Annotated in this window: 10 protein-coding genes; all 10 read right to left on the bottom strand. The window is 65.7% G+C overall.

Going from position 1 to position 11,603, the window contains the following annotated elements; all coding sequences use genetic code 11:
* Positions 1 to 5: 5 nt before the first annotated feature.
* The 10 genes from E3O50_RS06795 to uvrA all read right to left on the bottom strand — a co-directional run bounded on the left by E3O50_RS06795 (position 6) and on the right by uvrA (position 11,508).
* Complete coding sequence (locus tag E3O50_RS06795; protein WP_134560126.1) at positions 6 to 374, bottom strand: RNA polymerase-binding protein RbpA; 369 nt, start codon at positions 372 to 374, stop codon at positions 6 to 8.
* Positions 375 to 453: 79 nt separating this feature from the next.
* The gene (secG, locus tag E3O50_RS06790; protein ID WP_134448691.1) at positions 454 to 705 is read right to left on the bottom strand and encodes a preprotein translocase subunit SecG; all 252 of its coding nucleotides are present in this window, start codon (positions 703 to 705) and stop codon (positions 454 to 456) included.
* 129 nt (positions 706 to 834) lie between these two features.
* Entirely contained in the window at positions 835 to 1,629 is a 795-nt protein-coding gene (gene tpiA / locus E3O50_RS06785; protein WP_134448692.1) for a triose-phosphate isomerase, read from the bottom strand.
* Positions 1,620 to 2,834 (bottom strand): phosphoglycerate kinase, encoded by a 1,215-nt coding sequence (locus E3O50_RS06780; RefSeq protein ID WP_134448693.1) that lies wholly within the window; start codon positions 2,832 to 2,834, stop codon positions 1,620 to 1,622. The genes tpiA and E3O50_RS06780 overlap by 10 nt, the downstream gene beginning before the upstream one ends.
* A gap of 12 nt (positions 2,835 to 2,846) precedes the next feature.
* Entirely contained in the window at positions 2,847 to 3,854 is a 1,008-nt protein-coding gene (gene gap / locus E3O50_RS06775; protein ID WP_134448694.1) for a type I glyceraldehyde-3-phosphate dehydrogenase, read from the bottom strand.
* Positions 3,855 to 3,947: 93 nt separating this feature from the next.
* Positions 3,948 to 4,574, bottom strand: coding sequence for a superoxide dismutase (locus E3O50_RS06770; RefSeq protein WP_134560124.1), 627 nt, complete (start codon positions 4,572 to 4,574; stop codon positions 3,948 to 3,950).
* Between the two features lie 101 nt (positions 4,575 to 4,675).
* Complete coding sequence (whiA, locus tag E3O50_RS06765) at positions 4,676 to 5,656, bottom strand: DNA-binding protein WhiA (RefSeq protein WP_134448754.1); 981 nt, start codon at positions 5,654 to 5,656, stop codon at positions 4,676 to 4,678.
* A 95-nt stretch (positions 5,657 to 5,751) separates the two neighbouring features.
* Positions 5,752 to 6,624: an RNase adapter RapZ gene (rapZ, locus tag E3O50_RS06760; protein WP_134448696.1), complete on the bottom strand. Its 873-nt coding sequence runs from the start codon at positions 6,622 to 6,624 to the stop codon at positions 5,752 to 5,754.
* Between the two features lie 63 nt (positions 6,625 to 6,687).
* Positions 6,688 to 8,589, bottom strand: coding sequence for an excinuclease ABC subunit UvrC (gene uvrC, locus E3O50_RS06755; protein WP_134448697.1), 1,902 nt, complete (start codon positions 8,587 to 8,589; stop codon positions 6,688 to 6,690).
* A gap of 51 nt (positions 8,590 to 8,640) precedes the next feature.
* Positions 8,641 to 11,508, bottom strand: a complete 2,868-nt coding sequence (uvrA, locus tag E3O50_RS06750; protein WP_134448698.1) for an excinuclease ABC subunit UvrA — start codon at positions 11,506 to 11,508, stop codon at positions 8,641 to 8,643.
* Positions 11,509 to 11,603 lie beyond the last annotated feature (95 nt).

Raw genomic sequence — 11,603 nt, 5'->3', positions numbered from 1 at the left:
CGGAGCTAGTTGGTGGCGGAGAGCTTCCCGCGGCGAATCCGCAGCTGCAGAAGGGCTTCCTCGAGAAGCGAGTCCGCTTCCTCTTCCGTGCGGCGCTCCTTCACGTAGGCGAGGTGCGTCTTGTACGGTTCGAGCTTCACGACGGACGGCGGGTTCTCCTTGTCGCGGCCGGCCGGAAGCCCAGAGGACGGGCAGTCGATCGTCTCGGGGATTTCATCATCGGGCAGGTTCGCCGCGAAGTAGCGGACGGTCTCGTTGCCGAGAGCGTCCCAGTAGGAGACGCGGATCCGGTCCGCCTGGAAACCGCGGTCCTGCTCCCCCATGGGGCCGGCTCCGACCCTGGATCCACGAATTGCGCTGCCACCAGATGCCATTGTGTTCCTCCATGAAAGGCGATTGTGCTTGTGGCCGCACGGCCACGGGTGTGGGAAAAGCGAAGGGGGTGTGAGGGAGTTACAGTGCCGTGTCGAACTTGGTGATGAGGCCCAGGACGACGATGCACGCGATCCAGAGGACGGCGAGGATCACGGTGATGCGATTGAGGTTTCGTTCCGCAACGCCGGAGGCGCCGAGGTTCGAGGTGACGCCGCCACCGAACATATCGGAGAGGCCACCACCACGGCCCTTGTGCAGGAGGATGAGCATGGTGAGCAGGAGGCTCGTCAGTCCGAGGACAACCTGCAACACGACCTGGAGAATCTGCACGCGAAACCTTTCAGAATGGTGGAGTTTCTCCACCGGGATCAGTGATCATCATAGCCTGACTGACGAACCAGCCCGCCTCCCCTGGTCAGGGTGGCGGGCTGGAGCGGTGATATCAGGTGGAACTTCGGGCTAGACGCCCACGTGCTTCTGGAATCGGACGATGCTCGAGAACTCGTCGATATCCAGGCTTGCCCCGCCGACGAGCGCTCCGTCGACGTTGGGTTCGCGCATGTAGCCCGCGATGTTGACGCCCTTCACGGAACCGCCGTAGAGGATGCGGGTCTTGTCGGCCACATCCTGTCCGAGGGTCTCGCTGAGGACCAGGCGCAGCTGGGCTGCGACCTGTTCGGCCTGCTCAGGCGTTGCCGCCTGGCCGGAGCCGATGGCCCACACGGGCTCGTATGCCACTACGATGTCAGCCGCGCTGTCGATGCCCGACAGTGCGGTGCGCAGCTGGGCGACAGGGACGGCGCTCGGACCGTGCAGTTCCAGGTCCGCGGCGGTCTCGCCGACGCAGATGATCGGAACGAGTCCGTGCTTGACGGCGGCGGTGACCTTCGCGGCCACCTCCTCGTCGTTCTCCCCGTGCAACGTGCGACGCTCGGAGTGCCCGATGAGCACGTACGTGCACTCGAGCTGAGCGAGGAACGCGCCGGAGATCTCACCCGTGAAGGCGCCGGAATCGTGAGCCGAGACATCCTGCGCGCCGAAGACGACGGGCAGCTTGTCGGCTGACACGAGCGTCTGCACGGAGCGAAGGTCGGTGAACGGCGGGAACACCGCAACCTCGACGGCCGCGAAGTCGTGCTTGGCGTCCTTGAGGTTCCAGGCGAGCTTCTGCACGAACGCGATGGCCTGGAGGTGATCCAGGTTCATCTTCCAATTGCCTGCAATCAGCGGGGTGCGCTGAGTGTTTACTGCCATCCGAGGACCTCCAGTCCTGGGAGACGCTTGCCTTCGAGGAACTCAAGGCTCGCGCCGCCACCGGTAGAAATGTGACCGAACTGGTCGTCCGTGAATCCGAGCGTGCGCACGGCGGCGGCGGAATCGCCACCTCCTACGACGCTGAGACCGTCAACCTCTGTGAGTGCTGCGGCCACCACACGGGTGCCCTCAGCAAACGGTGCGAGCTCGAACACGCCCATGGGCCCGTTCCAGAACACCGTCTTCGATGCGCGGATGATCGCGGCGAATGCCGCGGCCGTGTCCGGTCCGATGTCGAGGCCCAGACCGGTGGCACCGAATGCGGTGTCCTCAATCGAGTCGGCAGCGGTGACCACGTGCTCGGCGTCAGCTCCGAATTTGGAGGCGACGACGACATCCGTCGGCAGGACGATCTTCACGCCCAGGCGCTCGGCCTCGACCAGGTAACCGCGAACGGTTTCGATCTGGTCGGCCTCGAGCAGGCTTGCGCCCACCTTGTGGCCCTGAGCTGCGAGGAAGGTGAAGAGCATTCCGCCACCGATGAGCAGCGAGTTGACCCGCGGCAGGAGGTGACCGATCACGCCGAGCTTGTCCGAGACCTTGGAGCCGCCGAGGACGACCGTGTACGGCGCCTCCGGCTTTTCGGTGAGACGGTCGAGCACGTCGAGCTCGGCAGCGATCAGCAGGCCGGCAGCGCTCGGCAGGATTGCTGCCAGGTCGTACACGCTTGCCTGCTTGCGGTGAACGACGCCGAAGCCGTCAGACACGAGGACGTCGCCGAGGGCGGCGAGCTCGGTCGCGAAGGCGACCCGCTCTGCGTCGACCTTGCTCGTCTCCCCCGGGTTGAACCGGAGGTTTTCGAGCACGACGACGTCGCCATTGGACAGCGCGCCGACGGCGGCCTTTGCGGCGTCACCGACGGTGTCGGTCGCGAAGGCGACGTCGTGTCCGAGCAGTTGCGCAAGGCGCACTGCGACGGGCGCGAGGCTGTACTTCTCTTCCGGTGCACCCTTCGGCCGTCCGAGGTGGGAGACGATGACCACGCGGGCGCCCTGTTCGAGCAGCGCCTTGATGGTCGGGAGGGACGCGCGAACGCGACCATCGTCCGTGATCTCGCCGTCTTTCAACGGCACGTTCAGGTCACAGCGGACGATGACGCGTTTTCCGGTGAGCAGCCCCAGCGATTCGATTGTACGAAGCGTCACTGCGGGCCCCTGCTACAGGCTCTTGGCGACGAGCGCGGTGAGGTCAACCATGCGGTTGGAGTAGCCCCACTCGTTGTCGTACCAGGACGACAGCTTGACCTGGTCGCCGATGACGCGCAGCAGGCCGGCGTCGAAGATCGAGGAGTGCGGGTCCGTCACGATGTCGCTGGAGACGATCTCGTCTTCCGTGTACATCAGGATGCCCTTGAGGGGACCGGACTCCGCAGCAGCCTTGTAGGCGGCCTTGATCGCTTCGATCGTGACGGGGCGCTCCGCGATGACGGTGAGGTCGGTGATGGAACCGGTGGGAACCGGAACGCGCAGTGCGAAGCCGTCAAGCTTGCCCTTGAGCTCGGGGAGGACGATGCCGAGGGCCTTGGCCGCACCGGTCGAGGTCGGGATGATGTTGATGGCCGCGGCGCGGGCGCGACGCAGGTCGGAGTGCGGGCCGTCCTGGAGGTTCTGGTCGGCGGTGTACGCGTGGATCGTCGTCATCAGGCCGGACTTGATGCCGAAGTTGTCGTTGAAGACCTTGGCCAAGGGCGCGAGGCAGTTCGTGGTGCAGGACGCGTTGGAGATGATGTCGAACTTGGCCGGGTCGTAGTCCTGCTCGTTGACACCCATGACGATCGTCGCTGCGTCGCCTGAGGCGGGAGCGGAAACGATGACCTTCTTGGCGCCTGCGGTGATGTGCTTGCGCGCATCCTCTGCCTTGGTGAAGCGGCCGGTGGACTCGATGACGATGTCGACGCCCAGGGCGCCCCAGGGAAGGTTGGCCGGGTCGCGCTCGGCGAGAACCTTAATCGGCTTGCCGTTGACGAGGATGGAGTCGCCCTCGACGGAAACGGTGGCGTTCAGGCGTCCGGTGATGGAGTCATATTTAAGAAGGTGGGCCAACGTCTTCGTGTCGGTCAGGTCGTTGACGGCGACGATCTCGATGTCGCTGCCCTGCGCCAGGGCGGCGCGAAGATAATTGCGGCCAATGCGGCCAAAGCCATTAATACCGATCTTTACAGACACGAATGTCTCCTAATCTTGTGCGCCGAAGCGCGGTTTCTTGTGGGTGAAATACACGGGGGACGGGCCCCTCACGGGGCCCGTCCTACGGCTGCGCTATGAGAGCAGCAGAAGCCCGTTGGTCTTTTCGCGAGCGATCGTGAATCGGTCCTGGACGTTCGCCCAGTTGACGATGTTCCAGAATGCCTTCACGTAGTCCGCACGCACGTTGCGGTAGTCGAGGTAGTACGCGTGCTCCCAGACGTCGAGCATGAGCACCGGAATCGTGCCGGCTGCGAAGTTCGACTGCTGGTCGAAGAACTGCTGGATGATCAGGCGCTGCCCGATCGAATCCCAGGCGAGCACCGCCCAGCCGGATCCCTGCACACCGAGGGCTGCCGCCGTGAAGTGCGCCTGGAACTTGTCGAAGGAACCGAAGTAGTCCTCGATGGCGCTCGCAAGCTCGCCTGTGGGCTTGTCGCCGCCGTCCGGGGAGAGGTTGGTCCAGAAGATGGAGTGGTTGACGTGACCGCCGAGGTTGAAGGCGAGGTCTTTTTCAAGCTTGTTGACGTTGGCCAGCTGGCCGGAGTCGCGAGCTTCCGCAAGCTGCGCGAGGGCGGTGTTCGCGCCGGTCACGTAGGCCTGGTGATGCTTGCTGTGGTGAAGTTCCATGATGGTGCCGCTGATGCTCGGCGCGAGCGCCGAGTAGTCATAGGCGAGAGCGGGCAAAGTGTATTCAGCCATTCATATCTCCTCTGTCGAGTTGGCGCGAAGTACTCCGCCACGAGTGTGTAAGCGACGTTTCAAGTCTACTCAGGTCAGGGTGCCCCGCTGACGAGGGGGCCTCAAACATCGTCGAGGTCAGCCGGAAGGTTCGCATCGGTTCCGGGGATCCCGAGGTCGACGGCCTTTTTGTCCGCCATGGCGAGCAAGCGGCGGATGCGTCCGGCGACGGCGTCCTTCGTCATGGGCGGATCGGCGTGGTGGCCCAGTTCGTCGAGGCTGGAGTCGCGGAACGAGAGGCGCAACTCGCCTGCGTAACGGAGGTGTTCCGGAATATCGCTGCCGAGGATTTCCATCGCGCGCTGCACGCGGGCGCACGCCGCAACGGCGGCCTGCGCGCTGCGGCGGAGGTTGGCGTCGTCGAAATTGACGAGGCGGTTGGCCGTTGCGCGCACCTCACGGCGCTGTCGGAGCGCTTCCCAGTTGAGCACGGTCTCCGCCGCACCCATGTGCACGAGCATGGCGCCGATGGCGTCGCCGTCGCGGATCACGACCCGGTGCACGCCCCGCACCTCACGGGCCTTGGCGACGACGCCGAGTCGACCGGCCGTACCGACGAGGGCCATCGCGGCCTCGTTGCCCGGGCAGGTCACTTCGAGGGCCGCCGAGCGACCGGGATCGGTGAGGGAGCCGTTCGCGAGGAACGCACCGCGCCAGACGGCGGCGATCTCTTCCTTGGACCCCGTGGTCAGCCGGTTCGGCAGACCTCGGATGGGGCGTCGCCGGGCGTCGAGCAGGCCGGTCTGTCTGGCCAGGGTTTCTCCCCCATCGAGCACGCGCACCAGGAAGTGGCTGGTGCGGCGCAGGCCGGATGCCGAAATCACGGAGACTTCGCTGCGGACGCCGTAGAGTTCGGCGAGGTCCTTCCGCACCCGGCGGGCGAGGAGTGCGGTGTCGAGCTCGGATTCGATCGCGATCCGGCTGTTGATCATGTGCAGGCCGCCGGAGAATCGCAGGATCGTCGCGAGCTCCGCCGCCCGCACCGTGGTCTTCGACACGTCAACCCGTGCAAGTTCATCTTTGACGTCGGCCGTGAGTGCCAATCGTTTGTCCATTCTGTCGTACTGACCCCAAAATGGGTCGGTCTGTGGTCTGTGTTGCCCGGCGCAGCCCGCGGGGCGGCGCACCGGGCGGGGTCTTACTCCCGGCCGAGGTCGCGATTCTTGAGGCTTATCGCGACTCCGGGCAGATCGCCGATCCGGCGAGCGATTTCGCGGGCCATCGCCACCGAGCGATGCTTGCCGCCCGTACAGCCGATGGCGATGGTGGCGTGGCGTTTGTTCTCGCGCTGGTAGCCCGCCAGCACCGGTGCGAGCGCCAGGGAGTAGTGCTCGATGAAGTCCAGGGCGCCTTCCTGGGCCAGCACGTAGTCCCGCACTTCGGGGTCCTGTCCGGTGTGGGAGCGGAGTTCGGGCACCCAGAACGGATTCGGCAGGAAACGGACATCGGCAACCATGTCGACATCCGTGGGAAGACCGTACTTGAAGCCGAAACTCATGACCGTGACGTGCACGCCTGCGGCATCTTCGGCCGCGAAGCGTTCGCTGATGGTCGTCGCGAGCTGGTGGATGTTGAGGTCGGACGTGTCGATGACCATGTCGCACGATTCACGGACGGCGCGCAACCGGGTGCGTTCGGCGTCGATGCCATCGAGGATGGTGCCGTCGCCCTGCAGCGGATGCGGACGGCGCACGGACTCGAAACGCCGCACGAGGACGTCGTCCCTGGCCTCGAGAAAGATCACGCGCAACTGGGAGCCGTTGCGGAGGGACTGCACGATCTCCTGGAAGTCCGCGAAGAAGTCACGGCCGCGGATGTCCACGACGGCGGCGATCTTGGGCAGGCTCGTGCCCGCCTTGCCGGCGAGTTCGACGAGCGGGCGCAGCATTTGCGGCGGAAGGTTGTCGACGACGTACCAGCCGAGGTCTTCGAGGGCGTTGGCCACTGTCGAACGCCCGGCCCCGGACATTCCCGTGACGATAAGCATTTCCTGCTTGTCGTTCTCCGTCATCCTGGGGGTGCGCCTTCTGTCGGTGGTGGGCCTGTCAGTCCAGCCTACCGACCGAGATCGGTTTCAGGCGCGAAAGTGCTGGTGGATCGTCGCCGCGAGGCCTGGTCCGATGCCGCGGACCTCCGCGATTGCCTCGATGGGGGCCTCTTTGAGCCGGGCGACGGATCCGAAATGCTGCAACAGCACTTTGACCCGTGCCGGGCCGAGGCCGGCGATCTCGCCGAGGACCGTTGCGATGTCGCGTTTGCGGCGGGCGCGCTGGTGGGTGATCGCGAAGCGGTGGGCCTCGTCCCGGATCCGCTGGATGAGGAAGAGTGCGTCGCTGTTGCGCGGCAGGATGACGGGATAGTCCGAGTCCGGCAGCCAGATCTCCTCGAGGCGCTTGGCGATGCCGCACAGCTGGATGCCGGTGACCCCGGATTCGCGAAGCGCCCTGGCCGCCGCAGCGACCTGCGGCTGGCCGCCGTCGACGATCAGGAGGTTCGGCTGGTACCGGAACTTCTTGCGTCTGGCCGGCGAGTCCGGCGACGCACCCGCGGGATCCGGTGCGGGCTCCGTGCCGGCATCCGTTGCAGGGCCGTCGTCTGGCACGAGGTAGGCGAGGCGCCTGGTCAGGGTGCGGTAGATCGAGTCGGTGTCGTCTGTGGACTCCGGGATGCTGAAGCGCCGGTATTCGTCCGTGCGTGGAAGCCCGTCTTCGAAGACCACCATCGAGGCGACGATGTTCGTGCCGCTCAGGTGCGAGACGTCATAACACTCCATTCGGAGCGGCGCCGAGTCCATACCGAGCGCCTCCTGGATGTCCTCGAGCGCCTTGGAGCGTGCGACGAAGTCGGAGCTGCGGCGGGTCTTGTAGAGCATCAGTGCCTGCCGTGCGTTCTGGGTGGCCGTCGCGAGCAGAGCGGCCTTCTCGCCGCGCTGGGCGGCCACGAGGTGCACCTTGCGCCCGGCGATGCCGCCGAGCCATTCTTCGAGCGCTGCGGAGTCGTCAGGAAGCAACGGGACGACGACCTCCCGCGGCGGCACGGCGTCCCTGGAGTATGCGGTCTGCAGCAGGGAATCGATCAGCTCCCCTGTTGTCAGGTCCAGCTCCTTGTCGACGACCCAGCCGCGGACACCGCGGATCCGGCCGCCGCGCACGATGAACAGCTGCACAGCCGCAGCGAGCTCGTCCTCCTCGACGGCGAACAGGTCGATGTCGACGTTGTCACGCAGCACGACCGCACTCTTCTCGAGCACGTTCGTGAGCGCCTTGACCTGGTCCCGCCGTTTGGCCGCGAGCTCGTACTGCTGGCCGAGGGCAGCGGCCTTCATCTCGTTGGTCAGTCGGTTGATCATGGTGCGGTCCTGGCTCGCCATGAAACTCACGAATTCGTCGACGATGACGCGGTGCTCCTCGATCGAGACCTTCTGGGAGCACGGGCCGAAGCAGCGGCCGATCTGGCCGGCGAAACACGGTTTCCCCGATTGCATGGCGCGTTTGTAGTTGGCGTTGTTGCAGGTGCGGATCGGGAAGGCCTTGAGCATCAGGTCGATCGTCTCGTGAACGGCCCAGACCTTGGGGTACGGGCCGAAATAACGCGCGCCGCGGATGCCGGTGGTGCGGGTGACGAGGGCGCGCGGCGCCTCGTCTGCGAGGGTCACGGCGAGGTACGGGTAGGACTTGTCGTCCTTGAACTGCACGTTGAACGGCGGGTCGAACTCGTTGATCCAGGTCCATTCGAGCTGGAGGGCCTCGACCTCGGTTCCGACTGTGGTCCACTCGACGGACGCGGCCGTCGTGACCATGCGCCGGGTGCGCTCGTGCAGGCTGCTGAGCGGCGCGAAGTAGTTGCTGAGGCGGGCGCGCAGGTTCTTGGCCTTGCCGACGTAGAGCACCCGCCCGGTCTCGTCGCGAAAGCGGTACACGCCAGGGACCGTGGGGATCTCCCCCGCCTTCGGCCGATAGCTCAACGCGTCCGACATGAACTCTCCTGGTACTTCCCCGCGCCGGACAGAAACCGGCCGAACAGAATTTTAGCGCGCCGCCAGGATCTCTTTGAGGAAGGTGCCCGTGTGGCTCTTCTTGACGGTCGCGATGTGCTCCGGTGTTCCGGTCGCGAGCACGCGCCCGCCGCCGGACCCGCCCTCCGGCCCGAGGTCGATCACCCAGTCGGCCGATTTGATCACGTCGAGGTTGTGCTCGATCACGATCACGGTGTTGCCCTTGTCGACGAGACTGTTGAGCACCAGCAGGAGCTTGCGCACGTCTTCGAAGTGCAGCCCGGTCGTGGGTTCGTCGAGCACGTAGACGCTGCGGCCGTTCGAGCGACGCTGGAGTTCGGTGGCGAGCTTGACGCGCTGCGCCTCACCTCCGGAGAGCGTCGTGGCGCTCTGGCCGAGGCGCACATAGCCGAGTCCGACCTCGACGAGGGTCTTCAGGAAGCGGTGGATCGCCGAGATCGGCTCGAAGAATTCCGCAGCCTCGCTGATCGGCATGTCGAGGACCTCGGCGATGTTCTTGCCCTTGTAGTGAACGGTGAGGGTGTCGCGGTTGTACCGCGCTCCCCCGCAGACCTCGCACGCGACATAGACGTCGGGCAGGAAGTTCATCTCGATCTTGATCGTGCCGTCGCCGGAGCAGGCTTCGCAGCGGCCGCCCTTGACGTTGAAGCTGAACCGGCCGGGCAGGTAGCCCCGCGCCTTCGCCTCGATCGTCTCCGAGAAGAGGGTGCGGATCTTGTCGAACACGCCCGTGTACGTCGCCGGGTTGGACCGAGGGGTGCGGCCGATCGGGGCCTGGTCGACGTGGATGACCTTGTCCAGCTGCTCGAGCCCGGTGACCCTGGTGTGCTTGCCGGGGAGCTTGCGGGCGCCGTTCAGCCGGTTGGCGAGCACCCGGTAGAGGATGTCGTTGACGAGGGAGGACTTTCCGGAGCCGCTCACGCCGGTGACGGCGGTGAAGGTGCCGAGCGGGAACGTCACGGAGACCTTCTTGAGGTTGTTCGCCTCCGCCCCGATCACGTTGATCTGGCGGTCAGGGTCGATCGGCCTGCGCGTCTCCGGCGTCTCTATCGACTTGCGGCCGGCGAGGTAGTCTCCCGTGAGCGACTCCCGGTTCTCCAGGAGGCTCGCGTAGGAGCCGGAGTGCACGACGTGGCCGCCGTTCACGCCGGCGCCGGGACCGATGTCGACGATCCAGTCGGCCATCTTGATGGTGTCCTCGTCGTGTTCGACGACGATGAGGGTGTTGCCGAGGTCGCGGAGGGCGACGAGGGTCTCGATGAGTCGCCGGTTGTCCCGCTGGTGCAGGCCGATGCTCGGCTCGTCGAGCACGTAGAGCACCCCGGTCAACCCGGAGCCGATCTGCGTGGCCAGACGGATGCGCTGGGCCTCTCCGCCGGAGAGGCTCGCGGCTGCGCGGGCCAGGTTCAGGTAGTTGAGGCCGACCCGGATCAGGAAGTCCAGCCGCGCCTTGATCTCGCGGAGGACCTGGGCCGCGATCATGGCCTCACGGTCGGTCAGTTCGAGCAGGTCCATGAACGACCGGGCGTCCGCGAGGCTCAGGTTGCAGACATCCGCGATGCTGGAGCCGTGGATCAGCACGGCGAGGACCTCGGGCTTGAGCCGGGTGCCCGAGCAGACCGGGCAGTCGATCTCGCGGAGGTACTCGCCCCAGCGGGCCCGCTGGGTGTCGGACTCCGCCTGCAGGTACTGGCGTTCGATGTACGGCACGACGCCTTCGAAGCCGGAGGTGTAGCTCATCTCACGGCCGTAGCGGTTCTTCCACTTCACGCGGACCTCGAAGTTGTCGCCGCGGAGCACGGCATTCTGCACGTCGGGCGTGAGTTCGCCCCAGGGGGTGTCGAGTGAGAAGTCGAGGTCGTGCGCGAGGCCGTCGAGCAGCTTCTCGTAGTACTGGAAGAGTCCCTTGCCCTGGGTGGTCCAGGGCAGCACGACGCCCTCCGCGATGCTGAGCTCAGGGTCGCCGAGAAGGAGATCCTGGTCGACGGACATTCGCGTGCCGAGGCCGGAGCACTCGGGGCAGGCGCCGAAGGGCGCGTTGAAGGAGAAGGTGCGCGGTTCGATCTCGGTGAGCTGCACGGGGTGGTTGTTCGGGCAGGAGAGCTTCTCGGAGTAGCTCTGCCACGCCGCGTCACCCTCCCCGTCGACGTAGTTGATCTGGACGATGCCGTCGGTGAGTTTGAGCGCGGTCTCGAGGGAGTCGGTCAGGCGGCTGAGGAGTTCCGGCGCCGCGACGAGGCGGTCGACGACCACGGAGATGTCGTGCTTGAGCTGCTTCTTGAGCGTCGGCGGTTCGCTGAGCTGGATCTGGGTGCCGTCGACCATGGCGCGGGAGTAGCCGCCGGCGGCGAGCTCCTTGAACAGGTCGACGAACTCGCCCTTCTTCTGGGAGACGACCGGGCTCAGGATCTGGTATCGGGTGCCCTGCGGAAGTTCCATGAGCTGGTCGGCGATCTGCTGAACGGTCTGGGCCTGGATGACCTCGCCGCAGACGGCGCAGTGCGGCACTCCGATGCGCGCCCAGAGCAGGCGCATGTAGTCGTAGACCTCGGTGATCGTGCCGACCGTCGACCGCGGGTTGCGGTTGGTCGACTTCTGGTCGATCGAGACGGCGGGGCTGAGCCCCTCAATGAAGTCGACGTCCGGCCGGTCGACCTGGCCGAGGAACTGGCGTGCGTACGCGGAGAGCGACTCGACGTAGCGGCGTTGCCCCTCCGCGAAGATGGTGTCGAACGCGAGTGAGGACTTGCCCGAACCGGACAGTCCCGTGAAGACGACCAGGGAATCCCTGGGGATCTCCAAATCGACGTTGTGCAGGTTGTGCACACGCGCACCGCGGACACTGAGCTTGGACCCGGACGTTACCTTGGAAATTGACACCGTTCGAGTCTATTGAGTGCCACCGACACTCCTGCGCCCCGGACGCACGCCCTGAGCGAACAAACGTTCGAATTCCGACCGCGACGTTGGGCGGT

Source organism: Cryobacterium sp. MDB1-18-1 (genome assembly GCF_004402735.1).
Classification (GTDB): Bacteria; Actinomycetota; Actinomycetes; order Actinomycetales; family Microbacteriaceae; genus Cryobacterium; species Cryobacterium glucosi.
The sequence above is the reverse complement of the archived record's forward strand: the minus strand, read 5'-3'. Positions and strand labels throughout refer to the sequence as shown.